Genomic DNA, 25269 nt, shown 5'->3' with positions numbered 1-25269 from the left:
GGGAACACAAACTTCCTTACTTGAATGAGATAGGCCCTGACTTGTTTCACCACGGCGAAATCAAAGCTTTGCGAGAATACCGGGCAATGGATCCCGGAACAGGTCCAGCATGATGGCTAGGCCTTCATCCGCCGCCTGAGCGCGAGCGCATAGATGATCCCGGCGATGGTCGCGAACACGAACCATTGCACGGCATAAGCGAGATGGTTGTTGGGCACCGCCGACAGGTCAGGCTCGGGATTGGCGTCGAACCCGGCCAGCGGCGTGTCGGTGACCAGCATCAGCGTCTTGGGATGCGCGCGCCCGATCAACGAGGCGATCAGCGGCTGATCGTCGGGGGCATGGGTGATATAGCCATGCACTTCGCCGCCGGTCCATGTCGGTTTCGCGTCGGGGGTACGCGCCAGGCCGATCTGCACGGTCAGCCCAGGGCCCTCGGCGCCGGTCCGGCACTGCGCGATCTGCCGCCAGCCGGTCGCACCCCTGGCGTTGCGCCCGGCGCGATTGGTCCAGCCGACCGGCTCCAGGCAAAAGGCGCCAGCCTTGCGGAACAGCAGCGAATCGTCGACCGGAATGGCGGGAAAGGCGATCGGCGGCAGCGTCCGGTTCGCGGCGTATTGCGCGATCAGCGCTTCCTTCTCTCCCTTGCGTTGCAACTGCCAGATGCCGAGCGCGATCATGATCGCAATGGCGAGGCCGACCACGATGGTGGCGACGATCGGGATCCGCTTCACGCGTCTTCGCCCTTGATCCGGCCTTCGCGCGCGGCGTTGCGATATTCGAGCGCGATCAGCACGCCCTTGACGGCGCGCAGCGATCCGACCACGCCGGCCGCGGTCACCGGGATCCAGATCAGCATGTGCAGCCAGAGCGGCGGGTGCAGCGTCAGCTCGGTGGTGATCGCCATGGCGACGACGATCGCGCCGAGGATCAGGGTCAGGAACGCGGCCGGGCCATCGCCGACATTGAAGCTGTCGAAATCGAGACCGCAATTCGGGCAATTCGGCGCGAAGGCGGCAAGGCCGGCGAACAGCGTCTTTGCGCCGCACCGCGGGCAAAGTCCCTTGATCGCGACCTGGGCCGGCGTCGGCGCCGTGGTGAGATCAGGCGCGGCCGACACACCATGGATCGGGTTGATGATCGACCGGAACGCCGGACTCGTCGGGCGCCGGGAAACGCGCCTTGAAGGTAAAGGCTTGAGCCGTCGGGCCATAGCGGTCGAGCCGCCACAGTCGTCCCAGGGCTTCGTCGATCGTCGGTATGTGACCGGCGGGAATCCACCACAGCGCCTGATAGGCACCGTCGAAGCGATCGAAGAATTCGCGTCGCCGCGCCATGACCGGCGTGTGCGCGCTGCGATAGACATAGTCGAACAGCGCATCGGCATCGCGCCACACCGACATGTTGACCGCGAACAGCGGGTCGGATGTCGGCCGGATCGCGGTCGCATTGCCGCTATCGTCCTGCAGCCGCCAGATGAAACCCGGCGATGCGTCGGCAATGGCGTTGATCCGGTCGAGCGCAGCCATGAATGGCTCGATGCGCGGGTCGCCGGGCGGCGCGACGAACCGCCCGACATTGACCTGCGCGAGGTGCCAGCTCTCGCTCACCCGCCGTGGACCGGCGCGCCCCAGCCGCCCCAGACATAGATGGTGACGAACAGGAACAGCCACACCACGTCGACGAAGTGCCAGTACCAGGCAGCGGCTTCGAAGCCGAAATGCTGGCGCGGGGTGAAGTCGCCCTTATAGGCGCGCACCAGGCAGACGATCAGGAAGATCGTGCCGATCAGCACGTGAAAGCCGTGGAAGCCCGTCGCCATGAAGAACGACGCGCCATAGTTGATGCCCTTGAACGGGAATGGCGCGTGCATGTACTCATAGGCTTGGATCGAGGTGAACAGCGAGCCGAGGATGATGGTCAGCCACAGGCCCTTGAGCACGCCATCGCGGTCGCCCACGCCGAGCAAGCCCCACAGGCCGGTCTTCTCACCGCCACGCTGACCATGGATCAAGGCATGGTGCGCCCAGGTCACTGTCGTGCCCGAGGTCAGCAGGATGATCGTGTTGAGCAACGGCAATTCGAAGGCGTTGATGACTTCGATGCCCTTGGGCGGCCAGTGCGCCGCGCCGGCGGCGGCATCGGCGATCACGCTCGTCGCGCCATCCGCATATTGGATCGCGGCGGGAAAGAGCGAGAAGTCGAAGAATGCCCAGAACCAGCCAACGAAGAACATCACCTCGGAGGCGATGAACAGGATCATGCCGTAGCGCAGGTGAAGCTGCACCACCGGGGTATGGTCGCCGGCATGCGCTTCCTTGATCACGTTCGCCCACCAGCTGAACATGGTCAGCAGCACGCCCGCCACGCCCAGGAAGAAGACGATGCCACCACCGTTCGGCTTGCCGACATGGCCGCCATGCATCCACATGATCGCGCCCGCCGCCATGGCGAGAGCCGAAAAGGCGCCGGCGATCGGCCAGATATCGGGTGGCAGGATATGGTAATCGTGGTTCTTGGCGCCGGCCATGCGTCGGTCCCTTGTTGAGATAGGCTGTTCGTAGGTGCTCTAGCTTGCGCCGCCGCCGGAATCCACCGGGTAAAATGTATAGCTGAGCGTGATTGTCTTGATGTCCTTCGCGTCGGGATCATCGAGCATTTTCGGATCGACGAAGAAGATCACCGGCATGCGCGCGGTCTCCCCCGGTTTCAGCGTTTGCTGGGTAAAGCAGAAGCACTGGATCTTGGTGAAATATTTCCCGGCCTGGGCCGGAGTGACGTTGAAGGTCGCGGTTCCGGTCACCGGCTTGTTCGATGTGTTGGTGGCGGTGAAGAAAGCCATGTCGCGCGCGCCGACATCGACCGTCTCGGAGGGATGCTCGGCGGCGAACTTCCAGGGCAGCTTCGCGCTGACATTGGTATCGAAGTCGATCTGCACGCGGCCCGCGCCGGCGACTGCTCCTGGTGCGACCAGGCCGCGCTGTGTCGTGCCGTTGAGCCCGGTCGCCTCGCAGAACATGCTGTAGAGCGGCACGCTGGCAAAACCGAGCCCGGTCATGAAGCAAACGCCAAGCCCGGCAAGCAATGCGGTGCGGACCGGCGGGGTCAATGCGGCATCCCCGCCTTGATCTTCACGATGGTGATCGCGAACACCAGGATGACCAGTGCGCCGAGGATCAGGCCCATGACGGTGGCGCGCGAGCGCTGGCGCGCGCGGATCAGCTTGTCGGTATCGGACTGGAGGTCGGGCATGATGTCAGATCCAATGATCGACGACGAGCGCGCCGAAGAGAATGAACAGATAGAGGATCGAATAGGCGAACAGGCGCTTTTCCGGGCGCATCGTATCGCCGGCGCTGGTGGTGCGCAGCGCGACCTGCAACGCCATTGCGCCGAACACCGCAGTCGTCACGACCGCGACGATCCCGTAAAGCTCGCCCGCCAGCCCAAGCGGCCAGGGCGCGATCGCGGCGGCCGCCATCGGCAGGGTGTAGAGCCCGATCTGCACCCGGGTGGTGCGCTCGCCCGCGACGACCGGCAGCATAGGCACACCGGCAGCAGCATAATCGGTCTTCATGAACAGCGCGAGCGCCCAGAAATGCGGCGGCGTCCACAGGAAGATCAGCGCGAACAGCAGGATCGGCAGGGTCGCGACGTCGCCAGTCGCGGCGGCCCAGCCGATCAGCGGCGGAAAAGCGCCGGCGGCGCCGCCGATGACGATGTTCTGCGGCGTGCGGCGCTTCAGCCAGATCGTGTAGATGAAGACATAGAACAGGATCGAGGCGGTCAGGATCGCGGCGGCGACGAGATTGAGCGCCAGGCCCATCAGGATCACCGAAAAGGCGGCGAGCCCGACGCCGAAATGCAGCGCCGACTGGCGCTCCATCCGCCCGGCGGGCAGCGGCCGGCCGGCGGTGCGCTTCATCACCAGATCGATATCGGATTCATACCATTGGTTGAGCGCGCCCGCGGCACCCGCGCCGAGCGCTATGCACAGGATCGCGGTGAAGCCGAGCACCGGGTCGATCGTCACCGGCGCCGCGAGCATGCCGCATAGGCCGGTGAACACGACAAGGCTCATCACCCGGGGCTTGGTCAGGGCAAGAAAGTCGCGCCAGTCGGCGGGCAAGGTGAGAGTCGCGGAGGTCATGATTGCCAGCGCCTATAGGCCGCTGGGACGGCTGGGGAAAGTGCTGCGTTTGCCGGCCGGCCATTGCATTGGATGACACGTGATTCTAGCCTTTGGCATGCCTTCCGAACCCGACGCTGCGATGGATCCGTCGCTGATCGAATCCTGGTTGCGCGCGCGATCCGTAGCGCGGAACCTTCCCCAGCCTGTCCGTGACCAGGGCGGCCTGAGACTCGACACCAATCTGCCCGCCGAGATGCGGCGATACGTCTTCGCACGGCCCGGGCCGGGACTGGTCGAGCTGGGCCGATCGATCACCGCGCCGCTTGTCTTTCTGAAGCTGTGCGGTCCTCCGGAGCAGCTCGCAGCGTTGCTCCCCGCACATTGGCGCCTGTCTCCGGTCGGCTATGTCATGACCTCCGACGCAACGCCTGCAGCCGCTGGGCTGTCGCCGGGCTATCGGATGGAAATTCATGCCGACGGTCCGACCACTGAAATCCGCATCCTCGACGACCGCGGCGATCTCGCGGCGAATGGCTTCGCCGCGGAATGGGACGGGCTGTTCATATACGACCGCATCGTGACGGATGCCGGGCATCGCCGGAAAGGTCTTGGCCGCGCCGTCATGGCCGCGCTCGGCGCGGCGCGACGGTCGCCGCAATCGCGCCAGCTGCTCGTGGCCACCGAAGAAGGACGCGCGCTTTACGCCACGATGGGCTGGGAGGTGGGGATGCTCTTTTCCTCCGCCGGCATCGTGGATGCCATTGGCATGGTGGCAGGCGGCGATTCAATCGCGCGGTGAGATGCCGCACAGCGACGGTCGGACGAGATGCCGCCCGCTATTCTTGTTCCGCTCTTTCACATGGCCGCGAAGCGTCGCCCCTGTTTTGATCGCACGGCCCCTGTTGTTGCCCCTGTTTCACCCCTGTTTCCATAACAGGGGCTGGACCAGTCATGGTGCTGAAAACAAACGCGTAATTCGGCAGGCGAATCCAACTTAACAGGGGCGGGAAAATACAACGCCGAAAACAGGGGATAACAGGGGCGAAGCCCGAGCCATCGGCGGACGCGACAGCCGTCCCGGGTTTCCATCCTAACCGATCTCCCTCGCCGCTTGCGCGATCGCATCGGCAATGTCCTTGCCCGACATCTCCCCGGCGCGAAACGCACGGGCGGTCGCGTCCGCCCAGAGTGTCGGCGGATCGGAGCTGGCGCGCGAGAGGCCGCCGACCGCTGCCGCTTCTTCCCGTGCCCAATGTTTGAGCGGCGCTGCCAGGACGGGGTCCGGCTGAGGCGAATCGCCTCGGGCCAGATAGGCGCCCCAGCGATGCGGTGCGTCGCACACCATGCTGACCAGTGCGCGGTCGAACCGCCGGCGGACTTCGTAATGGCCGAAATCGACCAGCCGGGCGCGAACCCCCGCCTGCCGGTCGAAGCGCGCGAGTTGAATGTTGATGCCGTCGCAAGTCGCGGCGTCCGTTCCGTCAAGCGCCGCCTCGACCTTGGCCCGGATGCCCGGATCGACTGGTTCGAAGGCGCCATCGACATAGGCAATGCGCGACCCATCCGCTGTCGCCTGAAGATGGTGGCGCGATCCGGCATTACTGCTGGTCAGACCATAAGCGCGCAGCAGCAGCTCGATTTCCAGCCGAACCCGCTCGCCGGTCGAGCTGCGCCAGGGCAGAACCGGTTCGTCCTGGTCGCGGGCATGGGCGCGGCGCACCAGCACGGCGGCGGGCAGCTGCTCGCCGCGATGAGTCAGGACATCGAAACCGAGATCGAGCACCGCATAGGTCGGCACCGTCCACAGATCCGGTGCGGCGCGCGCGAAAATCGCGGCGATGATTGCCTCCATCAGCACTTCGCGCAGTGCCTCGCGAAGCGAGCAAAGTCCCGACGAATGATGCGCGCGTGCCGGGACATGCCCCGCACCGCGACCAACGCCTTTCAGGTCGAGCAGCAGATGGTCGGCGCTCCCGGGTCCCTCGGTACGCAGCACGGCGGCGCGGCCATAGCGCGGCGGCCGCCATGCCGGGCGCGGTGCGCCGATGGTGGCGATCGGCGTGTTGACCTCGGTCTGGGCTGCCTGGGTCGGCGAGACCAGGCCGGCATGGTCCACTATCCAGGCCTCGCGCGCCGCAACCGGATCTTGGTCGACGGCACGAAGCGCGGCGTCGGACAGGGCCGGCAGGTCATGGGCGAGCAGGGCGTGATCGAGCAGGACGACCCGCGCCGTGGCGACCCGCACCAGCTGGCCGGCAACCCCCTCCGGGGCATCGATCTCGGCCAGGTCGCGCTTCGGCGGGTCGAGCGGCAGGCGCCTCGCCAACAGGCTCATCTATGACTCGATCGGTGCAGGAACATTGTCTATGCGTAACGAACCGCCGGAGCGAGTACAAACACGTGCCGATGGTGGCGGCAACAGGGGGATGCAGACCATGAGCAGCGACGACTCGACGCCATCGACCGATCCACATGCCACCGCCGCGAATCTGGCGTCGCAACAGGCCGGGCAGGCCGTGCCCGGCGATGCCGGCCTGAGCGACGATATGAATGACCTGCTGCTCGGCCTGAAACGCAAGATTGCGGCCAGCCCGGCATTGCAGAGCACGCTCCATGCTGCCGAAGATGTCGAGGATTTCTTCAAGCGCCTGGTCGGCATCGGTGCCGACCACAATGTCGAAATCACCCCGGAGCAGTGCAAGGCGTTCGTGCAGCGCCGCAATGATGTGGTGGCCGCCAATCTCGGTGCTGAGGTGCCGGCCAGTTCGCAGACCAATGGCTGCACCCAGGGCAATACCTGCCAGACGCTGTGCACCAACAATCCCTATAACTCGGCCTGCTGACGGCCGGACTGGCCGGGACGGCGAATTGCATCGCGAGTGGTTCCATCTGCGACTCGCTCGACGCCAAAACATTGTCTATGCGTAACGAACTGCCGACGCCCGGACGGACGATCTAGGCCGGTATCTGGCAACAGGGGATGCACGCGATGAGTGGTGACGAACAGAAACCTTCGACCGACCCGCATGCCGCCGCGGCGAGCGCCGCGTCGCAAAAGGCGGGGCAAGCAGTACCCGACGCTCACGGCCTGAGCGACGATATGAACGACCTGCTGCTCGGCCTGAAGCGCAAGATCGCGGCCAGCCCGGGGTTGCAGGGCATTCTGCACGGCGCCGAGGATGTGGAGGATTTCTTCAAGCGGCTGGTCGGCATCGCCAGCGATCACAATGTCGAAATCACGCCCGAGCAGTGCAAGGCCTTTGTCAAGCGCCGCGACGACGTCGTCGCCGCCAATGTCGGCACCGAACCTCCGCCCAGCTCGCAGACCAATGGCTGCACCCTGGGGAACACCTGCCAGCACTTGTGCACGGCAAATCCCTATAATTCGAGTTGCCGCTGACGGTTGATCGCGCCGCTCCGGCCTTCCCGTCGGGGCCGGACGGCGTTGCCCGATGATGGTTGATCGGTCATGCCTGACATGATGACGCAGGCGCCGATCCTGTCCGCCTCCACCCGCCCGGCAAGCATCTTGCCGGGCGTCGATCCAGCCATGCCATTGCCGTTCGAGCAAGTCCTGGCGCCGCTGGTCGGCCGGACGGTGGATGCATTGCTGGCGACGCTCGGGCAGGCGCATCCCGCCTTTGCCGAGCGGCTGGCGCCCGCGGCGATCGGGATGATCGAGCGCTCGCTGCTCCACCGTCTGGTGTCGTGCAGCGTGCCGATGCTGCTGGGCGCGTTCAACGACTGCCGCCCGCCGGGATTCACCCTGTTGTCGCGCTTCCTCGATGGCGAGGTTCGGGCGGCCAATCCCGAGGAAGGCGCGTCGCGGGTCCGCTATGACGGCTTCGTCGCGGACATGCTCGCCGGCGGGTTCGAGCGACTGCGGCTCAGCCATCCGGTCTTCGCTCATGTCCTCGATACCGAGACGGGCCATTTCCACGATCATCTGGTCGAGGCGGCGGGGCGCCTGTTCGCCGATCTTCCTGCGATCGTCCGCATACTGGGCGGCGAAGGCGATCCGGGTGCGATCCGGTCGCTCCATCTGACCCTGTCCGATCCGCATCGCCATGGCCGTTCGGTGATGATTTTCGCGTTCGAATCCGGCCTGTCGATCGTCTACAAGCCGCGCGATCTGGCGCTTGATGCCGCATTTCACGCCTTTTGGCAGCGCTGCGAACCATCCGCGACCCGACCGGCCTTTCTGCTGCGCGGCGACTATGGCTGGATGCAGGCGATCGAGCCGGTCGCGCCCGCCACGCCTGCGGAACAGCGAGAGCTCGACACAGCGTCGGGGCGGTTGCTGGCGGTGCTGTATCTGCTCGGCGCGACCGATTGCCATTTCGAGAATTTCATCGTCCGCGGCGGCGAGCTGGTGATGATCGATGCGGAGACCGCATTGCACCCGGCGCTATCCGGCCAGCCGGTCGATCGCGCCCATCTCGGCGATCCCTGGGAATGGGACAGCGTCGTCCGCCCGGGTCTGCTGCCCTATTGGATCCATGCACCCGAAGGCGACGGGGCCTGCGATGTCAGCGCGCTTGGGTGGCGCGGCGCGGTGCGCGGCAATTTCGCGCGTCAGCGCTGGCGCGCCCTCAATACCGACGCGATGACGCTGGCGAGTGAGCCGGTGATGCCCGATGCCGAGGCTTCCGACAGTCCCGCGATCGATCTCGACGCGTTGAGCGATGGCTTTGCCGCGATGTACCGGAATCTGGTCGAGCGGCGCGGCGCGTTGAAGGAATCGGACGAACTTCGCGCGCTGGGCGCGGCGCGGGCGCGGTTCGTGCTGCGCGGGACGATGCAGTACGGAACCATGCTGCAGAAGAGCCTGGTACCGCATTGCCTGGAAAGCTTCGCTGCTTACCGCGCGCATTTCGAACAGCTGCCCGTGCTGGTCGATGCTACCGATCCGCATTGGGCCCGGCTGCGCGAGGCCGAGATTGCCGCGCTGGAGCGGCGCGACATCCCGTATTTCGCGGTCGATACCTCGGGTGTGACGGTGACTGCATGCGACGGCGCAACGGTCGACGCATCCGGGTTGCGCCGCGCCTATCCCGATATGCTGGAACGGTTCGACCGGCTCGGCACGCCCGATCTTGCGCGGCAGATCGCGCTGATCGGTGCGAGCGTCGCGGCGACGCAAACCCGGCGCGGGACCGTCGATGGCGATCGCACGCTGGTGCCGATTCCGGAGCCGGGCGATCGGTCGGATGAGCTGACACAGGCTGCGCTGGATATCGCCGACCGGATCGTCGCCAGCGCTCATGGCCTCGATCGGGGAAACGCGCAGTGGATCGGGCTGCACTATTACAAGGCGGCCGATTGCTACGCACCGCAGCGCCTGGGCCATGGGCTTTATGAGGGCAATGCCGGGATTGCGCTGTTCCTCGCCGCCGCTGCGGGGCTCGGCCGGCGCGATGACCTGCGCGACGCAGCGCATGCGGCACTGGCCCCGGTCCGTGCATTCGATCCGCATGGGCCGGATGCGGCGGCCGGGCGGATTACCGGGATTGGTGCTGGCGCCGGTCTCGGCTCACTAGTGTATGCGCTGACCCGCTGCGCCGATCTGCTTGGCGACGACTCGCTGCTCGACGATGCGACGCGGATCGCCGGCGCGATCGACGATGCGGCGATCGCCGCCGACACTCATGCCGACATCCTGTACGGCACGGCCGGCGCAATCGTCTCGCTGCTCACGCTGCATCAGCGTACTGGTGCGCCGGACTTGATCGATCGGGCCGTCGCCGCCGGCCGGCGCCTGACGCAGCAATGGACCGAAGTGTCGCGCGCGCCGGGCATGTCGCACGGTGCTGCCGGTTTTGCCCTCGCGCTGGCGCGACTCTCCCATGCGACCGGCAATGCGGCGTTCGGACGCACCGCCGGCGAGGCGATCGCGTTCGAGCGCAGCCTGTTCGATACGGCGGCGGGCAACTGGCCGGACCTGCGCTTCCCGCCAGAGCCGGAGACCGGCCGGCCGCCCTGCTCGATGATGTGGTGCCACGGCGCGCCGGGCATTGGCGTGGCGCGCCTTGCCATGCTGGACCTCCATGCCGATCCGCAGTTTCTGGAGGAGGTCGACGCCGCGATCGCGGCGACCTTGGGTAATGGTGTCGGTCCGATCGATCATCTGTGCTGCGGCAATTTCGGGCGGCTCGATTTCCTGGCCGAGGCGGGACGCGTGCTCGATCGACCCATGCTCCAGGCCCAGGCATCCGCGATCGCACTGGCTCGCCTTGCGCGCTGGCGTGACACCGGATCGTTCGCGCTCGACGTCAACGATGCACCCGATGCGCTGAAGCCGGGATTGTTCAGCGGTCTGGCCGGGATCGGCTATAGTCTGCTGCGCCTCGCTGTGCCGGGACGGCTGCCCACGGTCCTGACATGGAATTGAGTCCGGGCGAATTGATTCCCGGCGTGACGCCGACGGTCGGGACCATGCTCAACCGCCTGGCGCCGGCGCTGGTGCCGCCGCTGTTCGGTTCGGTCGCGCTCGACCGGTTGCACGCCGTGTCGAAGCGCCTGCCGCCGGCGCGCTTCCTGCTGTTCGAACGCCATCTGGGTGATGAGGCCGGGCGCGTCGATCTGAGCATCGGCCACCCTGCCCATCTGCCCGCGGGGCTCGATCTGACGGCGATACCTGCCGCGCCGGGCGCGCTGTGCCTGGAATATGATCTGCACGGTGATATGCCGGCACCTGCTCTGTTTTATACGGTGTCGCCCAGCCCGGCGCTGGCGGATATGGCACTGGTTGCGTTGGCGACCGGCCTGCTTGGGCAAGTGCCGGCGCCGATGCGCGACTGGCTCATGGGTGCCGCGGCGGCACAGGTGCCGGACGAAAGCTGGATCACCCATGTCGGCGCGATGCTGGGCCGGGACGGCCGGCCGATCCGGATCAATATCGGCGCATCGGCCGCCGCACCGCTGCGCCGTTATGCAGCGGCGGCGGGATGTCGGGCCGGGCCGCTGGCCGCGCTCGATCGTCTGTTGTCGATCGTCGATGGCCTCCCATTATCGCTGATCCTCGCGCTGGAATTCGGCATCGCGCTGTCGCCGCGTATCGGAGTCGAGCTCTATATGCCGCCGCCCGAACAGGCGGTGGCGGCGTTGCTTCACCGCCTCGAGACGCATGAATTGTGCAGCGCCGCCGAAGCCATCGCGATCCTCGCCTGGACCGACGAAACGGACGCGGATGGACCACCCTGGCCGGAACCGCTGCGCAGTCTCGACGCGCTGCTCGGCCCGGCCGAGCAGGGGCGGGCGATGCGGTCGGTCGCACATCTCAAGCTGGTCGCCGAACCCGAGGGCGACGTGCGGGCAAAGGCGTATCTCGCGGCATTCTATGTGCGCGGCGATCCGCGAGCGGTACGACAGGCATGAGTGACATGCGGGTCGAGTGGCGCGGCGACCTGTTCGCGACTGACCTGGCCGCTGCGCGGGCCGGCCTGGCCCGTTTTCCGGTCATCGCGCGCCCGTTCAGGCACACCATCACCATATTTCTGCATCCCTCGCGTGACGATGAGATCGATCTCGGCGCGATCATCCGCCTTCGCGCCTATCACGACCTGGCGATTGTCTCGGCCGAGGCGATCGCGGTGCTGTTGCGAGATGGGCTGCACGGCAAGCTGCAACGCAAGGCGCAATCAGGGGAGATGTGCTCGCTCGGGTTCGCAACGCTGCGCTGGCCGGACGGCGAGATATTGGTCGCGGGCACGCTCTATCGGCCACTGTCGGTGCGGGTATCGGATCGCATCCATCACAGCCTGGCCGATGCCGCATCGTCCGGCCCGGAGGCCGAGGCGCGACGCGTGACGGTCGATCTCGATCGGCATCTGTTCCGGCTCGCTACAGATGGGGAAGTCAGGCTGGTCGGGCAATTGGGGCCGCGGATCGAGTTCAAGGGGCCGACACAGGCCTGGGTCGATGATGTGCGCCTCGCGGTCGCTGCCGACCATCTGGTCAGGCGCCGACCCAATCGCGCGCTCGAACTGCTGTTCCAGGATATGCTACGCGACAAGGTCGTTCCCGCACCTGGTGGGTTCCCCGAAGTCGAGCTTAAATTCGACCTGCAGGGCGGGATCGATGACGCGCTGGTCGACGATGCCATGCGGGCGCTTGGCGATGTGCGGCCGCTCCTGCCGCCGCCGCACCGGATCGAGCGGATGCGCCGTTATCATCTCTGCCGTGACCGCCCGGGCAGCGATGCCTGCACCGTGGTCGAAACACCGTGCGGGCGACTGTCCGAAAAGCGCAAGCGCAACAGCCGGGCGCTCGGTGCCGTATTGCTGCGCGATACATCGGCCTCGCGCACGACCGACCGCGACGGCGCAGCGGTGCCGATCGCGTCCTTCCTCGCCGAGCGTGGCTGGACATGCCTCGCCATGTTCGAAAAGACTCAGACCAAGCTGCCCTTCGCGCTGCCTGGCGGCCGTGCTTATCTAATCAGCATCGATCAATGTTTCGCGTCCGATGGGCGGACGCTGGATCAGGTCGAGCTCGAATTCATCGGGTCGGTGGATGGAGCGCCGGTCGATCCGGCAGTGGTGGTTGCGGAGCTTGAGGATCTTGGGTGGCGGCTAAGGCAGAGCGCGCTGGGTCGGCGCCTCACGCCCAGCACGCACACCAAGCATGGATTTTTCAGCGCCGCCGCGGCGCTTGTCGCCTGAGGCGGAGAGTATCAGATCGAGCACGGCATGGAAGGCGCGCCGCTCGGCTGGCATGCCATGACCTGACGCCATCTTGCGGCCGTTCCGCACCAGGCGAGCGCGCAGGTCCTGATCCTCGATCGCGCACAGGACCGCCCCGACATGCGCATCGAGATCGCCGAACGGCGGCTGAAGGCAGGTCTCCTGCGCAATGCAATGGCCGTGCGTGCCGGCGACGTCGCTGCAGACAACGATGCATCCGGCTGCCATCCCCTCAAGCGCCGGCAGATAGAAGCCTTCGACCCGGCTGGGCAGCGCGACCAGCACATCGGTGGCGCGAATGATGCCGACCTGCTCGGCATGAGGGCGCCAGCGACCGTCGAGCAGCTCCGGTTCGTGACCGCGCGCGCGCAACTGTTCGTCCAATCGGGCCGCGAACTCGGGCTGTTTCGCGGCCAGAATGGTGATGCGGTGGCGCTTGCACGGATGGCGCGGCGCGAAACAGGCGGGGTCGATGCCGATCGGCACGACATGGATCGGCCCGTTCGCCACCGGCGCGATCTGGTCTGCTAGGGCCGGAGTGGTGCAGATGCGCCGCGCCGGCCGTTCGAGATAGCCGCGTAGCACAGGGTCGGCGAGATAGCCGGGGTGCTGGACGAAATGGATGATCTCCGCGGCGGCGGTGTCGTCGGGCAGCAGCGACCAGTCCTTGCCGTTGATACAGACGAAGCGGATGCCGTCCATCGTCGGCGTTGTGGCAAGACGATCGGCCGGCAACTCGGCCCAGATGTCGTTCGACTGGTGATTCGAGCAGGGCGGAAACCAGATCGTCGCGTCGATGCCGGGATGCGCCGCCGCGTGCGTGAAATAATCGCGGACCTTGATGTTGCCGCCAGTCGGCCGCCGTACGCTGCGAATGAACAGCATCCGGCTTGGGACTGGCGGCGACGGGATCATCCCGCCCACCGTAGCTATCCGCCCGGTCTTCGCAACGCTCCATAAGCAAAACGCCCCGGCTCATCACCGGGGCGTTTCGTTGCTTTAGGGACCCGTCGGTCTCAGTGATGATCGCCGTCGTCGATCACCGGGAGCGTCTCGAACTGGTGATAGGGCGGCGGGCTGGACAGCGTCCATTCCAGCGTCGTCGCGCCTTCACCCCAGGTGTTGTCGACCGCCTTGCTGCCCTTGGCCAGAGACCAGAACAGATTGACGAAGAAGATGATCATCGACGCGCCCATGATCATGTAGCCGACGGTCGCGATATAGTTCCAGTGCGCGAGGCCGTCAGTATAGTCGGGCATGCGGCGCGGCATGCCCTGCAGGCCGAGGAAGTGCATCGGGAAGAACATCACGTTCACGCCGACGAAGAACACCCAGAAGTGCAGCTGGCCGAGGAACTCGTTATAGTTCTTCCCCGACATTTTCGCGAACCAGTAGTAGAAGCCCGCGAACAGGCTGAACACCGCGCCGAGGCTCAGCACATAGTGGAAATGCGCCACAACATAATAGGTGTCCTGCATGTAATCGTCGACGCCGCCATTGGCGAGCACGACGCCGGTCACGCCACCTACGGTGAACATGAAGATGAAGCCGATCGCCCACAGCATCGGCGTCTTGAAGGTCAGCGAACCGCCCCACATCGTCGCGATCCAGGAGAAGATCTTGATGCCGGTCGGCACCGCGATAACCATCGTCGCGGCGGTGAAGTACATCTTGGTGTTCACGCTGAGGCCGGTGGTGAACATGTGGTGCGCCCACACGACGAAGCCGACCACGCCGATCGCGACCATCGCATAGGCCATGCCGAGATAGCCGAAGACCGGCTTTTTCGAGAAGGTGGCGATGATCTGGCTGACGATGCCGAAGCCCGGCAGGATCATGATGTACACTTCGGGGTGACCGAAGAACCAGAACAGATGCTGGTACAGGATCGGGTCGCCGCCGCCAGCCGGATCGAAGAAGGTCGTGCCGAAATTGCGGTCGGTCAGCAGCATGGTGATGGCGGCCGCGAGCACCGGCAGCGCGAGCAGCAGGAGGAAGGCGGTGACCAGCACCGACCATACGAAGAGCGGCATCTTGTGCAGGGTCATGCCCGGCGCGCGCATGTTGAAGATGGTGGTGATGAAGTTGATCGCGCCGAGGATCGAGCTGGCGCCGGCGAGGTGGAGCGACAGGATCGCCATGTCGGTCGACGGCCCGGGCTCGCCATAGGTGGAAAGCGGCGCGTAGAGCGTCCAGCCATTGCCCGCGCCGCCGAAGAACGGCGACGCGAGCAGCAGCGTGAAGGCGGGCACCAGCAGCCAGAACGAGATGTTGTTCATGCGCGGAAACGCCATGTCCGGCGCGCCGATCATGATCGGCACGAACCAGTTGCCGAAGCCGCCGATCATCGCCGGCATGACCATGAAGAACACCATGATCAGGCCGTGCGCGGTGACGAGAACGTTCCACAGATGCAGCGAGTGATCGAGACCCGCTTCGCCGCCGGGCAGATAATGCACCCAGGTGTTGAGATACTGGATGCCGGGATGCATCAGTTCGGCGCGCATCAGGCCGGAAATCGAACCGCCGATGATCCCCGCGGTAATCGCGAAGATCAAATAGAGCGTGCCGATATCCTTGTGGTTGGTCGACATGAACCAGCGCGCGAAGAAACCGGGCTTGTGATCCCCGTCATGCGCGTGATCGTGACCATGGGCATGCGCGTCGAACGCGGACGAATGAATGGCGGTATCGGTCATGTCTTAGCGTCCGGTGCCGGCTGCGGCGGTGTTAGCCGTCGCGCCCTGAGTGGTGGTGGGGGCGGGCAGGCTCGCATTCTCGACCGGACCCGTGGTGTTGGCGACGGCCGCGGCAGGTGCTGCGGTTGCCGGAGCAGCGGCCGGCTTCGCGCCCTTGGGCGTACCGCCCTTGGCCTTGACCCAAGCCGCGAACTGTTCAGGCGTCACCGCCTCGACCGCGATCGGCATATAGCCGTGGCGCGCGCCGCACAGTTCCGAACACTGGCCGAAATAGACGCCCGGCTTCTCGATGGTGAAGCTGGTCTCGTTGATGCGGCCGGGGACGGCATCGAGCTTGATCCAGAAGGCGGGTACCGCCCAGCTGTGGATCACGTCATTGGCGGTGGTGATCAGGCGGATCGGCACACCGACCGGCAGGACGACGCGATTGTCGGCGGCGAGCAGACGGGGGCCGTCGGCGTCGGTGCGGAAACGCTCACCGGCGGCGACGTCGGCCTTTTCCTTGAGCATGTTGGCGGTCACTTCGAACCCGCCATTGTCGGGATATTGGTACGACCAATACCATTGGTTGCCGATCGCCTTCAGCGTGATCGCATTGGCCGGGGCCGGCTTGTACTGCGCCTGGAGCAGGCCGATCGACGGCACCGCGAGCAGCACCAGAATGATCACCGGCGCAAGCGTCCAGACGATCTCGATAAAGGTATTGTGCGAAGTCCTGGACGCCACCGGATTGGCGGCGGCGCGATAGCGGTACATCACCCAGAACAGCAGGAAGAGGACGAACAGTGAGATCACCGTGATCACGGGAACGAGAATATGGTCGTGGAACCGATGAGCAGTATCGCCATTCTTGGTGACCTGCGGCTGGATGCCCAAATGGCCATCGACCGGCTGGCCGATGCCTGCGGTCGGGGCCATGATCGGCGCGCCATCCTGGGCGAGCGCCGGATCGGTCGGCTTGGCAGTCGCGGCGGCGGGCGCTGCTTGCGGTGCCGTGACGGCTGGTGCGGTCGCGGTCGGCGCGGTCGCCGCGCCTGGTGCCGTTGCTGCCGGCGGCGCGGCATGGCCAGCCCCTGCCAGCAGCAAGCCTGCCGCCAGTACGATCGATTTCAACCCCGTTATACGCATCAATGTCGTCATCCCCGAAATCTTGGCCCAAAAATCTTGGCCCCGCGAACACGTCACCCCTGCTGGAAAGGTGACGCTGGGCGGGAATACGCCCGTTTATGACGGGCCTATACGCGCGACCCTCGCGTGTCTCAAGCTTGCGAGCGGCTTTTTTGACCATGACGTTGCGCTTGGGGTGCCCACCCCCCTATTTGAGCTGCGACGAAAGGGCCCAGCCATGACCAAAGCCATGACCGAAGATCAGGTTCTCGCAGAATTCCGTGCCGCGGAGGCGTTGCTCGAGGGGCACTTCATTTTATCGTCGGGTTTGCGTTCATCGCGCTATCTGCAATGCGCGCGCGTCCTGATGGATCCGGCGCGCGGCGCGCGACTGGCCGAAGCGGTTGCAGCGCAACTCCCTGACGATGTTCGCGAATCGATTCAAGCGGTGGTTTCGCCGGCGATGGGCGGGGTGATCGCCGGTCATGAGATGGCGCGCGCGCTGGGCGTCGAGGCGATGTTCCTCGAACGGCCCGAGGGCGTGTTCGGACTGCGCCGCGGATTCCGCCTTGCGCCCGGCACACGCGTGCTGATGATGGAAGATGTGGTGACCACCGGTCTCTCGTCGCGCGAGGCGATCGCCGCGATCGGCCGGGCCGGCGGCGTGACCGTTGCGGCGGCCGCGCTGGTCGATCGGTCGAATGGTGCCGCCGATCTCGGCGTGCCCTTCTTCCCGCTGATCCGGCTCGAGGTGCCCACTTATGCCGCCGACGCGCTGCCCCCGGAGCTGGCGGCGATCACGGCGATCAAGCCTGGAAGCCGCGCGGCATGACCGATCATCTCCGTCTGGGGGTCAATATCGACCATGTCGCGACCGTCAGGAATGCGCGCGGCGCGGGCTATCCCGATCCGGTGCGCGCGGCATTGCTTGCGGCGGATGCAGGCGCGGACGGGATCACGGCGCATCTGCGCGAGGATCGGCGGCACATCACCGATGATGATATCGCGCGGTTATCCGATGCGCTGGCCATCCCGCTCAATCTGGAAATGGCCGCGACCGACGAGATGCTGGCGATCGCGCTGCGCCACCGGCCGCATGCCGCCTGCATCGTGCCTGAAAAGCGCGAGGAGCGCACCACCGAAGGCGGGCTCGACGCGGCCGGCCAGCACAATCATCTTGCGCCGCTGGTCGCGAGCCTCAGAAACGCGAACATCCGGGTCAGCCTGTTCATCGAACCAGATGCGCGGCAGATCGACGCCGCGCTCAAGCTCGGCGCGCCGGTCGTCGAGTTGCACACCGGGCGCTATGCCGAACTGAGCGGGGAAGCGCAGACCGAGGAATTGCGCCGCCTGGCGGACGCCGCTGCGCTGGCGGCGAAGAATGGGATCGAGGTTCATGCCGGCCACGGCCTGACCTATGACAATGTCGCCCCGATCGCCGCGATCCGGCAGGTGCGCGAACTGAATATCGGCCATTTCCTGGTCGGCGAGGCGATGTTCGTCGGGCTGGGCGAGGCGGTCCGCACCATGCGCGCGGCGATGGACGTGGCCCGGTGAGCGGCCTGCTCGATCCTCCCTCGTCCCGAAGAGGAACAAGAGGATGATCATCGGTCTTGGTTCCGACCTGTGCAGCATCGAGCGGATCCAGGCGTCGCTCGACCGGTTCGGCGAGCGCTTCGAATTGCGCGTGTTCACGGAGGTCGAGCGGGCCAAAGCAGCGCGCCGTCCCTTCACCAAGGCCGGAACGCTGGCCAAGCGCTTCGCCGCCAAGGAGGCCTTTTCCAAGGCGGTCGGTACCGGCTTCAAGGCCGGGGTGTTCATGAAGGATATCGGCGTGGTCAACGCGCGGTCGGGCGCGCCGACGCTCGCGCTGACCGGCGGGGCCAAGGCGAGACTTGACGCGTTAACCCCTGCGGGCCACGTCGCGGCAGTACATTTGACGATGACCGACGATCATCCCTGGGCGCAGGCCTTTGTGATCATCGAGGCCATTGCGATCAAACACGATAATGGCAAGGAAGAGTAATGGCGGCCGAGGATTTGGCGTTGGACGCAAACCAGCCGATAGCGGAAGAGGCCGGAACGGAGCCGCCGTCAAAGGCCGGCAAGCCGCGTACCAGCTGGTGGGATGAGGCCAAGGGCATTGTCTGGCTGGTGCTGGCGGTGCTCGGCTTTCACAGCTTCATCGCCAAACCCTTCTATATCCCGTCCGAATCGATGCTGCCGGGCCTGCTCGTCGGCGACCGGCTGGTAGTGACCAAATATCCCTATGGCTGGTCGTTCGTGTCGCCGACCTTTCATTTGCTGCCCTTTTTCCATGGCCGGCTGTTCGGTCGCATGCCGGAGCGTGGCGATGTCGTCATCGTCACGCCGCCGGGAACCAAGACCGACTATATCAAGCGCATCATCGGTCTGCCCGGCGACCGGCTGCAGGTGCGTGGCGGCGTGGTGTTTCTGAACGGCGTCGCGATCAAGCGCGGGCCGCTGCATGAGGCGCGCATTCCGGTCGATCCCAACGCGACCTGCGACCCGGGCCAATATCCTGGCGCGCTCGAGACCGACAAGGACGGCACGAGCTTCTGCCGTCTGCCGCTTGTCACCGAGACTTTGCCCAATGGCCGCAGCTATGAGACGGTCGACCTGCAGCCCGACAGCCCGGGGGACAATTACGGCCCGATCACCATCCCCGACAAACATGTCTTCCTGATGGGCGACAATCGCGACCGTAGTTCGGACAGCCGCTTCCGGCTCGGCGAGCCCGACCTCGGTCTCGGCGGCCCGGTGCCGTGGGAATATGTCGGCGGTCGTGCCGAATTCATCACCTTCTCGCTCGATGGCGCGGCGACCTGGAACCCCCTGACCTGGTGGGGGTCGCTGCGGTCGGGCCGCGCCGGCACGTCGCTGCATCCGCGGGAAGAAAAGAAATGACCGATCAGCGCCCTCGTGACGGCATCGAACTCGTCACCGGTGCCAGCCCGCATGAGGTGCGCGATCCGATCATCCGCGCGGAACTGAAGCGTGCGACCGTCTGGTTGAGTCTTGCCGCGGCGATGGCGCTGGTCGTCCTGCTGATTCAGCCCTTGCTGATCATCTTCGCCGGGCTGGTGTTCGCGTCGATGCTCGATGGCGGTGTGCGCTTGCTCGGCCGGGTGCTCAAGATCGGGCGCGGCTGGCGGTTGATGATCGTCGTCGTGCTGACCGTCGCCTTTCTCGGCGGGACATTCTACCTGACCGGCGTGCAGGTCGTGCAGCAAGTCACGCAGCTGCAATCGACTCTGATCGAACAGTTTAATCGCGTCACCCATTGGCTGTCGGAAATGGGCATCATGCCCGGGCGTTCCGACCTCAATAGCATCCTGCAACAGGCGATGGGGTCGGTCGGCCGGCTCACATCCTTTGTCGGCACGGCGGCGGGCGCACTGACCAGCCTGTTCATGGTGCTGATCATTGGCCTGTTTCTGGCGATGGACCCGAGAGTCTATGAACGCGGCGTGCAGTGGATGATCCCGATGGACAGTCGCCGCGAGTTCGCCATCACGCTGCAGCGCATGGGCGTGACGATGCGCCGCCTGCTTGCCGGGCGGCTCGCCGGCATGGCGTTCGAAGGCGTGCTGACCTGGATCGTGCTGGCGCTCGGCGGCGTGCCGATGGCGATGCTGCTCGGCATCATCACCGGCATTCTTGCCTTCATCCCCAATATCGGCGCGTTCGTCAGCGGCGTGCTGATGGTCTCGGTCGGCTTCAGCGCCGGGGTGGATACCGGGCTGTGGGCGATCTTCACCTATTTCGCGGTACAGACCTTCGATGGCTATGTCGTCATTCCGATGGTTGCCAAGCGCACCGTCGACCTGCCGCCGGCACTGACGCTGGGTGCACAGATCCTCGCCAGCGCGCTGTTTGGCGTGATGGGGCTGGCGCTGGCCGATCCGATGACGGCGATGATCAAGGTCGCGCTCGAACGCAGCTCCGAGCGCTCCGACGAGGAGGATGCGGAGGCGGCAGGAGCGACAGTGGCATGATCCTGCTGCACGATTATTGGCGGTCCTCTGCCTCCTATCGGGTGCGCATCGCGCTCGAACTGAAGCAGATCGCCTATGAGCGCCACGACATCGCCCTGCTCGAAGGGCTGCAACGGGCGCCCGAGCATCTCGCGCGCAACCCGCAAGGGTTCGTCCCGACGCTGGAAATCGACGGCGCAGTGCTGACGCAAAGTCTTGCGATCATCGACTATCTCGACGCGACCCGGCCCGATCCGCCGCTGGTGCCGCGCGACCCGCTGGCGCGGTCGCATGTGCTGGCCCAGGCGCTGGTCATCGCCGCCGATATTCATCCGGTCGACAATCTGCGCGTGATGAAGCGGCTGCAAAGCCAGTTCGGCGCCGACCAGGCCGCGCGCGACGACTGGTACCGACACTGGATTTACGAGGGATTCGACGCGCTCGAACGGATGGCAGGGGACGGGCCGTTCCTCGGTGGCGAGGCGCCCAATCTCGCCGATATCTGCCTGGTGCCGCAGATGTACAATGCGCGGCGGCTGGAGATGGATCTTGCAGTCTATCCGAAACTGGTCGCGGCGGATGCGGCGGCAGCGGCCGTGCCGGAGATCGCGGCGGCGCATCCGGATCGGGTCAGGCCGACCGCCTGAGGACTATCGTCCGACCAGCCCGTCGAACAGTGCCAGATACTCTTCACCGGCAGCCTCTCCCGGCTGCGGCACCGGAGCGGGGCGGGCGCGGCCCGGCGCGAGCCAGTGGTCGAGCGCCGCAATCAACGCCGCCGCATCGCCCGCCGGTACGATCGTGCCAAGCGTCGGGCCGGTCACGATTTCGTGCACAGCGACGGTCGAGTCGGTCGTGACGACCGGTGTGCCCAGCGCCAGCGCCTCACGCAGCACGCCCGGCACGCCTTCGAAATCCGAGACCAACGCCGCCACCGTCGCGCGCGCGATGACGGGGAGCGGATCGGCGGCATGGCCGGGCAGGCTGATGCGATCGCCCAGGCCAAGCGCCGCGATCCGTGCCTCCAGCGCCGGCCGCTGACCGCCTTCGCCAAGAATGACGAGCGCAATCGCCGGGTCGGCCAAGTGCGGCATGGCGTCGATCAACCGCTCCCAACGCTTTTGAGGCTCGAGCCGGCCGACGCCGAGCAGGAAGCGGCCGTCGGGCAAGCCAGGCATGACCGCGCCCGGTATCGCGCGGGCCGGAGGGTTGGGGATGACGCTGATCCGGCCGGCGGGCATGCCCATCGCGACGGCAGCTTCGCCGGCCATTGCCGATGTCATCGCCACGACATGGGTGATGAAGCGGGGATGCAGCCGCAGCCACGCACGATAGCCTTGCGCGACGGGGAAATGCTGGTCCGGCCGGACCAGTGCATTCGAGACTTTTGCGACGATCGCCGGGCAAGCACGGCCGAGCCGCAGCCGGGTCGCGGCGGCGATGCTGGTATAATGATTGCCGGGGCAAAAGATCAGGTCGGGCCGCAACCGCGCAACCTGGTGCGGCACGGCGGCCAACAGATGTCGATATCTGGCCGATCCGAGTGCGATCGTCTCGACCCCGTCCGGTACCTCGGCGGCGAGCGGGCCGCTCGGATCGCCGATCAGCAATGTCACGCGTCGTCCCGCCGCGATCCAATCGCGCAGCAGTCGTAATTGCACGCGCTCCACGCCGCCGCCGCGCCAGGACTGGGCATAGGTCAATATGTGTCGGGCGGTGGCGGACGAGGAGACGGGCATGAACCGGGACACTTCCCGAGACGCTGCCGGGCGTCAAAGGAAATCCCCATTGGACCCCTGCTTGATTTCGCTCTGCCGCATCCCATGTTGCGGTGCGGCAATTATACGGCTATGCGCGCAGTGCTCCGTCTTGGAACTGTGCGATAACAGCGGACGTTTTCCTCAGTGACCATCCCCACCAGTGGAGCTTCCATGAGCACGAGCATCGCCGAGGCTTCCCTGCCGCTTGCCCCCGACCTTGCGGGGCTTGAGCCGCTTCAGACGATCAAGAGCCGCTGGCCGACGATCATCGGCGCGATACTGACGGTGGCAATGGTCATCGGCCTGGGTCACGAACTGTTCGGGTCCGGGCTGGCCGGGCTGAGCCGGATGGTCCCCGCGAGCCCCTTATTCTATCTGTTTTTCGGCTTGCTCTACATGTCGCCGCCGACCGGCGATCTGATCATCTTCCGCAAATTATGGGGGATTCCGATCGGGCAAGGCTATGCCGCACTGCTCAAGAAGCGGATCGCGAACGAAGTGGTGATCGGCTATTCTGGCGATGCCTATTTCTATACCTGGGCGCGGCAGCGTGCGCAGATGATTGCAGCGCCGTTCGGTGCGGTGAAGGACGTCACCATCCTGTCGGCGATCGCCGGCAACGGCATCACCTTGCTGATGATCGCGCTGGCCCTGCCGCTCGGCATCAATCTGCTCAGCGAAGCGCAACTGCAGACGCTGGGCGGCTCGGCGGCGGTCGTATTCGCAATTTCGCTGCCCTTCCTGATCTTTTCCAAAAAAGTCTTTTCGCTGCCGCGCAAGACCCTGTGGTGGGTCTTCATGATCCATTGCCTCCGCTTGACCGCGGGCTCGGTCCTGATCGCGCTGGCCTGGCATTTCGCCCTGCCGACGGTATCGATCTGGATGTGGCTGTTCCTCGCCGCCGCTCGCCTGCTGGTGTCGCGCCTGCCACTGGTGCCGAACAAAGACCTTCTTTTCGCCAACTTCGCGATCATATTCATCGGCCAGGATCAGGCCCTGTCGGAACTGGTGGCATTCAGCGCGGCGTTGACCCTGCTGATCCATGTCGTTCTGATCGGATCGTTCGGCTTGTACGGCCTGGTGAGGAAGAAGATATGAAGTCGCAACTGGCAGTCGTATTGACCGCGCTCGGCGTGGCAGCGGCCGCCTTTCCGGCGATCGACGCGGATGCGCAGGCGAGCGTGATCGGCAGCGATGCCGCGGCTTGTATCGCCGGCGGCGGTCCGGCGATTCGCGCCAATATCATCGGTCTCAAGGATCGCATCGGCGAGCTCAAGCTCGAACTCTATCCCGCGACGGAGGAGGATTTCCTCAAGGACGATCGCGACCTGATCAAGCAGGGCAAGTTCTTTCGCCGCGTGCGCGTGGCGACACCGCAATCGGGTGCGGTGTCGGTGTGCATCAGGGCGCCGCGCCCGGGCCGCTACGCCCTGCTCTTCACGCATAATCGCGACGGCAAGAACAAGTTCGACTTCTGGTCCGACGGAGCGGGCTTTCCGAGCAACCAGAAGCTCGGCCGGTCGCGCCCGAAACTGCCACAGGCGGTGATCAACGTGCCCAACGGCGTGGTGACGACCGAGATTCGCGCGCAATACCTGCGCGGCCTCGGTGGTTTTGCGCCAATGAAGGGCGATTGAGCCGATGCGCATCGTCGACGTCAACGAGTTCTACTCGCCGACCGGCGGCGGGGTGCGCACCTATATCGACCGCAAGATGGGCATCATGGCCGATCTGGGCCATGAACTGATCGTCATTGCCGCGGGCCGCGAAAACCTCGTCGAGGAGCGCCCCGGCGGCGGCAAGATTATCTACGTCAAGGCATCGCGCCTGCCGTTCGACAGCAATTACGGGCTGTTCTGGGATGCCGATCCGATCCTCCGGCTGCTCGACGAGTTAAAGCCCGATCTGGTCGAGGCGTCGTCGCCCTGGCGTCCGGCCTGGATCGTCGGTCAGTGGCAGCCCCAGCCCGGGCATGACGCCGCCAAGGTGTTCTTCATGCATAACGATAATGTCGCGGCCTATGCGCTGCGCTGGTTCGAGGGCCTCGCGCCGCACGACCGGATCGAGCGCGCCTTTGCCTGGTACAGTCGTTACATGAGCCGCTTTCTCGACAATTATGATGCGGTCGTCACCAACGGGCCGGCACTCGAAAAGCGCTTGAAGGCGCGCGGGGTACGGATCGATGCCGCGATGCCGCTCGGGATCGAGCGCAGCCACTTCTCCCCCGATTTCCGTGACGAGAAGCTGCGTCGTGCCTTGCTCGCGCAGTGCGATCTGCCGCCCGAAGGATTGCTGCTGCTCGGGCTCGGCCGGCATCACCCGGAAAAGCGCTGGCAATTGGTCGCCGACGCGGTCGCGCGCGCGGGATCGAACATTCCGGTCGGCATGATCCTGCTCGGCACTGGCGTTGCCAGCCGCAAGATCGAAAAGACCATTGCGGGCAGCCCGCATATCCGCATGTTCCGCCCGGTCTATGATCGCGAGCGGCTCGCCCGGATCATGGCGAGCTGTGATGCGCTGGTCCATGGATCGGAGGCCGAACCGTTCGGGCTGGTCGCGTCGGAGGCGATGGCCGCCGGCCTGCCGCTGATCGCGCCCGACACCGGCGGCTGTGCCGAGATCGCCGATCCGCTGGCGTCGGAACTCTACACCGCGCGCGACGCGGCGGCCTGTGCTGCGGCGATCGAGCGTTTCTATGCGCGCGACCGCAAGCTGGTGCGCCGCGCGGCGGTGGTGGCGGCCGGCAAGGTGCGCAGCGACCGCGAGCATACTGAGGAACTGATGGCCTATTATGCCGGGCTGGTCGCGGCCAAGCGCGCAGGCGGTATCCTCAAGGCCGCCTGACTCAGCTTCCGTTCGTGCTGAGCTTGTCGAAGCACCGTTCTCTCT

Annotated in this window: 27 protein-coding genes; 15 read left to right on the top strand and 12 right to left on the bottom strand. The window is 65.7% G+C overall.

Translation table 11 applies throughout. The features are described 5' to 3' along the window. Positions 1-116 precede the first annotated feature (116 nt). The 7 genes from H3Z74_RS19125 to H3Z74_RS19095 are packed head-to-tail and all read right to left on the bottom strand — an operon-like array spanning position 117 to position 4150. Complete coding sequence (locus tag H3Z74_RS19125) at positions 117-734, bottom strand: SURF1 family protein (RefSeq protein WP_187761137.1); 618 nt, start codon at positions 732-734, stop codon at positions 117-119. Further along, positions 731-1120, bottom strand: a complete 390-nt coding sequence (locus H3Z74_RS19120; RefSeq protein WP_229726680.1) for a DUF983 domain-containing protein — start codon at positions 1118-1120, stop codon at positions 731-733. Before H3Z74_RS19120 ends, H3Z74_RS19125 begins: the two co-directional genes overlap by 4 nt. Then, positions 1104-1610, bottom strand: coding sequence for a DUF3291 domain-containing protein (locus H3Z74_RS19115; RefSeq protein ID WP_187761135.1), 507 nt, complete (start codon positions 1608-1610; stop codon positions 1104-1106). Before H3Z74_RS19115 ends, H3Z74_RS19120 begins: the two co-directional genes overlap by 17 nt. After that, entirely contained in the window at positions 1607-2530 is a 924-nt protein-coding gene (locus H3Z74_RS19110; protein WP_187761134.1) for a cytochrome c oxidase subunit 3, read from the bottom strand. The genes H3Z74_RS19115 and H3Z74_RS19110 overlap by 4 nt, the downstream gene beginning before the upstream one ends. A gap of 39 nt (positions 2531-2569) precedes the next feature. Beyond that, positions 2570-3058, bottom strand: coding sequence for a cytochrome c oxidase assembly protein (locus H3Z74_RS19105; protein ID WP_187764410.1), 489 nt, complete (start codon positions 3056-3058; stop codon positions 2570-2572). A gap of 47 nt (positions 3059-3105) precedes the next feature. Further along, complete coding sequence (locus tag H3Z74_RS19100) at positions 3106-3252, bottom strand: hypothetical protein (protein ID WP_187761133.1); 147 nt, start codon at positions 3250-3252, stop codon at positions 3106-3108. Positions 3253-3256: 4 nt separating this feature from the next. Beyond that, a complete protein-coding gene (locus H3Z74_RS19095) occupies positions 3257-4150 on the bottom strand; it encodes a heme o synthase (RefSeq protein ID WP_187761132.1) in 894 nt (297 codons plus the stop codon). A 97-nt stretch (positions 4151-4247) separates the two neighbouring features. Here H3Z74_RS19095 and H3Z74_RS19090 point away from each other — a divergent pair, with 97 nt between their 5' ends. Beyond that, the gene (locus H3Z74_RS19090) at positions 4248-4931 is read left to right on the top strand and encodes a GNAT family N-acetyltransferase (RefSeq protein ID WP_187761131.1); all 684 of its coding nucleotides are present in this window, start codon (positions 4248-4250) and stop codon (positions 4929-4931) included. Positions 4932-5222: 291 nt separating this feature from the next. Here H3Z74_RS19090 and H3Z74_RS19085 read toward each other — a convergent pair whose 3' ends face one another. Beyond that, positions 5223-6467 (bottom strand): hypothetical protein, encoded by a 1245-nt coding sequence (locus tag H3Z74_RS19085; protein ID WP_187761130.1) that lies wholly within the window; start codon positions 6465-6467, stop codon positions 5223-5225. A gap of 100 nt (positions 6468-6567) precedes the next feature. Here H3Z74_RS19085 and H3Z74_RS19080 point away from each other — a divergent pair, with 100 nt between their 5' ends. The 5 genes from H3Z74_RS19080 (at position 6568) to H3Z74_RS19060 (ending at position 12795) form a co-directional block, all read left to right on the top strand. Next, the gene (locus H3Z74_RS19080) at positions 6568-6975 is read left to right on the top strand and encodes a hypothetical protein (RefSeq protein WP_187761129.1); all 408 of its coding nucleotides are present in this window, start codon (positions 6568-6570) and stop codon (positions 6973-6975) included. Between the two features lie 146 nt (positions 6976-7121). After that, positions 7122-7532, top strand: a complete 411-nt coding sequence (locus H3Z74_RS19075; RefSeq protein ID WP_187761128.1) for a hypothetical protein — start codon at positions 7122-7124, stop codon at positions 7530-7532. A gap of 69 nt (positions 7533-7601) precedes the next feature. Further along, positions 7602-10523, top strand: coding sequence for a type 2 lanthipeptide synthetase LanM (gene lanM / locus H3Z74_RS19070; protein WP_187761127.1), 2922 nt, complete (start codon positions 7602-7604; stop codon positions 10521-10523). Further along, on the top strand, positions 10514-11509 hold the full coding sequence (locus tag H3Z74_RS19065; RefSeq protein ID WP_187761126.1) for a hypothetical protein: 996 nt from the start codon (positions 10514-10516) through the stop codon (positions 11507-11509). Before lanM ends, H3Z74_RS19065 begins: the two co-directional genes overlap by 10 nt. Continuing rightward, the gene (locus tag H3Z74_RS19060) at positions 11506-12795 is read left to right on the top strand and encodes a hypothetical protein (protein WP_187761125.1); all 1290 of its coding nucleotides are present in this window, start codon (positions 11506-11508) and stop codon (positions 12793-12795) included. Before H3Z74_RS19065 ends, H3Z74_RS19060 begins: the two co-directional genes overlap by 4 nt. Here the strand turns inward: H3Z74_RS19060 and H3Z74_RS19055 are convergent. The 3 genes from H3Z74_RS19055 to coxB form a co-directional block, all read right to left on the bottom strand. Further along, positions 12706-13731 carry a glycosyltransferase family 4 protein gene (locus H3Z74_RS19055; protein ID WP_187761124.1) on the bottom strand — a complete coding sequence of 342 codons (1026 nt, stop codon included), beginning with the start codon at positions 13729-13731 and terminating at the stop codon, positions 12706-12708. The genes H3Z74_RS19060 and H3Z74_RS19055 overlap by 90 nt on opposite strands. Before the next feature lie 101 nt (positions 13732-13832). Next, the gene (gene ctaD, locus H3Z74_RS19050; protein WP_187761123.1) at positions 13833-15515 is read right to left on the bottom strand and encodes a cytochrome c oxidase subunit I; all 1683 of its coding nucleotides are present in this window, start codon (positions 15513-15515) and stop codon (positions 13833-13835) included. 3 nt (positions 15516-15518) lie between these two features. Further along, a complete protein-coding gene (gene coxB / locus H3Z74_RS19045) occupies positions 15519-16655 on the bottom strand; it encodes a cytochrome c oxidase subunit II (protein ID WP_229726679.1) in 1137 nt (378 codons plus the stop codon). A gap of 217 nt (positions 16656-16872) precedes the next feature. On the opposite strand from coxB, the gene pyrE reads away from it, so the two are divergent. The 6 genes from pyrE to maiA are packed head-to-tail and all read left to right on the top strand — an operon-like array spanning position 16873 to position 21267. Then, the gene (gene pyrE, locus H3Z74_RS19040) at positions 16873-17454 is read left to right on the top strand and encodes an orotate phosphoribosyltransferase (RefSeq protein ID WP_187764408.1); all 582 of its coding nucleotides are present in this window, start codon (positions 16873-16875) and stop codon (positions 17452-17454) included. After that, on the top strand, positions 17451-18179 hold the full coding sequence (locus tag H3Z74_RS19035) for a pyridoxine 5'-phosphate synthase (RefSeq protein ID WP_187761122.1): 729 nt from the start codon (positions 17451-17453) through the stop codon (positions 18177-18179). The genes pyrE and H3Z74_RS19035 overlap by 4 nt, the downstream gene beginning before the upstream one ends. Positions 18180-18222: 43 nt before the next feature. Continuing rightward, positions 18223-18648 (top strand): holo-ACP synthase, encoded by a 426-nt coding sequence (acpS, locus tag H3Z74_RS19030; protein WP_187761121.1) that lies wholly within the window; start codon positions 18223-18225, stop codon positions 18646-18648. Beyond that, a complete protein-coding gene (gene lepB, locus H3Z74_RS19025; protein WP_187761120.1) occupies positions 18648-19550 on the top strand; it encodes a signal peptidase I in 903 nt (300 codons plus the stop codon). The genes acpS and lepB overlap by 1 nt, the downstream gene beginning before the upstream one ends. After that, complete coding sequence (locus tag H3Z74_RS19020; protein ID WP_187761119.1) at positions 19547-20641, top strand: AI-2E family transporter; 1095 nt, start codon at positions 19547-19549, stop codon at positions 20639-20641. The genes lepB and H3Z74_RS19020 overlap by 4 nt, the downstream gene beginning before the upstream one ends. Further along, on the top strand, positions 20638-21267 hold the full coding sequence (gene maiA / locus H3Z74_RS19015) for a maleylacetoacetate isomerase (RefSeq protein ID WP_187761118.1): 630 nt from the start codon (positions 20638-20640) through the stop codon (positions 21265-21267). The genes H3Z74_RS19020 and maiA overlap by 4 nt, the downstream gene beginning before the upstream one ends. A gap of 3 nt (positions 21268-21270) precedes the next feature. On the opposite strand, the gene H3Z74_RS19010 is transcribed toward maiA, so the two are convergent. After that, positions 21271-22359, bottom strand: coding sequence for a glycosyltransferase (locus H3Z74_RS19010; protein ID WP_187761117.1), 1089 nt, complete (start codon positions 22357-22359; stop codon positions 21271-21273). 192 nt (positions 22360-22551) lie between these two features. Here H3Z74_RS19010 and H3Z74_RS19005 point away from each other — a divergent pair, with 192 nt between their 5' ends. Genes H3Z74_RS19005 through H3Z74_RS18995 form a run of 3 tightly spaced genes read left to right on the top strand, consistent with a single transcriptional unit; the run spans position 22552 to position 25224 of the window. Beyond that, on the top strand, positions 22552-23478 hold the full coding sequence (locus tag H3Z74_RS19005) for a hypothetical protein (protein ID WP_187761116.1): 927 nt from the start codon (positions 22552-22554) through the stop codon (positions 23476-23478). Beyond that, on the top strand, positions 23475-24017 hold the full coding sequence (locus H3Z74_RS19000; protein WP_187761115.1) for a DUF2141 domain-containing protein: 543 nt from the start codon (positions 23475-23477) through the stop codon (positions 24015-24017). The genes H3Z74_RS19005 and H3Z74_RS19000 overlap by 4 nt, the downstream gene beginning before the upstream one ends. A 4-nt stretch (positions 24018-24021) precedes the next feature. Continuing rightward, entirely contained in the window at positions 24022-25224 is a 1203-nt protein-coding gene (locus H3Z74_RS18995) for a glycosyltransferase (RefSeq protein WP_187761114.1), read from the top strand. Positions 25225-25269 lie beyond the last annotated feature (45 nt).

Source organism: Sphingomonas alpina, from assembly GCF_014490665.1.
Classification (GTDB): Bacteria; Pseudomonadota; Alphaproteobacteria; order Sphingomonadales; family Sphingomonadaceae; genus Sphingomonas; species Sphingomonas alpina.
Note: the sequence above shows the minus strand (reverse complement) of the source record. Positions and strands in the feature narration are given on the sequence as shown.

What these genes read in the sequence shown, in the direction of transcription:
- H3Z74_RS19055 (WP_187761124.1), bottom strand. Translation starts at nt 13,731, where the DNA reads ATGATCCCGTCGCCGCCAGTCCCAAGCCGGATGCTGTTCATTCGCAGC.
- H3Z74_RS19005 (WP_187761116.1), top strand. Translation starts at nt 22,552, where the DNA reads ATGAGCACGAGCATCGCCGAGGCTTCCCTGCCGCTTGCCCCCGACCTT.
- H3Z74_RS19020 (WP_187761119.1), top strand. Translation starts at nt 19,547, where the DNA reads ATGACCGATCAGCGCCCTCGTGACGGCATCGAACTCGTCACCGGTGCC.
- acpS (WP_187761121.1), top strand. Translation starts at nt 18,223, where the DNA reads ATGATCATCGGTCTTGGTTCCGACCTGTGCAGCATCGAGCGGATCCAG.
- H3Z74_RS19095 (WP_187761132.1), bottom strand. Translation starts at nt 4,150, where the DNA reads ATGACCTCCGCGACTCTCACCTTGCCCGCCGACTGGCGCGACTTTCTT.
- coxB (WP_229726679.1), bottom strand. Translation starts at nt 16,655, where the DNA reads ATGACGACATTGATGCGTATAACGGGGTTGAAATCGATCGTACTGGCG.
- H3Z74_RS19110 (WP_187761134.1), bottom strand. Translation starts at nt 2,530, where the DNA reads ATGGCCGGCGCCAAGAACCACGATTACCATATCCTGCCACCCGATATC.
- H3Z74_RS19085 (WP_187761130.1), bottom strand. Translation starts at nt 6,467, where the DNA reads ATGAGCCTGTTGGCGAGGCGCCTGCCGCTCGACCCGCCGAAGCGCGAC.
- maiA (WP_187761118.1), top strand. Translation starts at nt 20,638, where the DNA reads ATGATCCTGCTGCACGATTATTGGCGGTCCTCTGCCTCCTATCGGGTG.
- H3Z74_RS19080 (WP_187761129.1), top strand. Translation starts at nt 6,568, where the DNA reads ATGAGCAGCGACGACTCGACGCCATCGACCGATCCACATGCCACCGCC.
- H3Z74_RS19105 (WP_187764410.1), bottom strand. Translation starts at nt 3,058, where the DNA reads ATGACCGGGCTCGGTTTTGCCAGCGTGCCGCTCTACAGCATGTTCTGC.
- pyrE (WP_187764408.1), top strand. Translation starts at nt 16,873, where the DNA reads ATGACCGAAGATCAGGTTCTCGCAGAATTCCGTGCCGCGGAGGCGTTG.
- H3Z74_RS19060 (WP_187761125.1), top strand. Translation starts at nt 11,506, where the DNA reads ATGAGTGACATGCGGGTCGAGTGGCGCGGCGACCTGTTCGCGACTGAC.
- lepB (WP_187761120.1), top strand. Translation starts at nt 18,648, where the DNA reads ATGGCGGCCGAGGATTTGGCGTTGGACGCAAACCAGCCGATAGCGGAA.
- lanM (WP_187761127.1), top strand. Translation starts at nt 7,602, where the DNA reads ATGCCTGACATGATGACGCAGGCGCCGATCCTGTCCGCCTCCACCCGC.
- H3Z74_RS19035 (WP_187761122.1), top strand. Translation starts at nt 17,451, where the DNA reads ATGACCGATCATCTCCGTCTGGGGGTCAATATCGACCATGTCGCGACC.
- H3Z74_RS19000 (WP_187761115.1), top strand. Translation starts at nt 23,475, where the DNA reads ATGAAGTCGCAACTGGCAGTCGTATTGACCGCGCTCGGCGTGGCAGCG.
- H3Z74_RS18995 (WP_187761114.1), top strand. Translation starts at nt 24,022, where the DNA reads ATGCGCATCGTCGACGTCAACGAGTTCTACTCGCCGACCGGCGGCGGG.
- H3Z74_RS19075 (WP_187761128.1), top strand. Translation starts at nt 7,122, where the DNA reads ATGAGTGGTGACGAACAGAAACCTTCGACCGACCCGCATGCCGCCGCG.
- H3Z74_RS19100 (WP_187761133.1), bottom strand. Translation starts at nt 3,252, where the DNA reads ATGCCCGACCTCCAGTCCGATACCGACAAGCTGATCCGCGCGCGCCAG.
- H3Z74_RS19090 (WP_187761131.1), top strand. Translation starts at nt 4,248, where the DNA reads ATGCCTTCCGAACCCGACGCTGCGATGGATCCGTCGCTGATCGAATCC.
- H3Z74_RS19065 (WP_187761126.1), top strand. Translation starts at nt 10,514, where the DNA reads ATGGAATTGAGTCCGGGCGAATTGATTCCCGGCGTGACGCCGACGGTC.
- ctaD (WP_187761123.1), bottom strand. Translation starts at nt 15,515, where the DNA reads ATGACCGATACCGCCATTCATTCGTCCGCGTTCGACGCGCATGCCCAT.
- H3Z74_RS19010 (WP_187761117.1), bottom strand. Translation starts at nt 22,359, where the DNA reads ATGCCCGTCTCCTCGTCCGCCACCGCCCGACACATATTGACCTATGCC.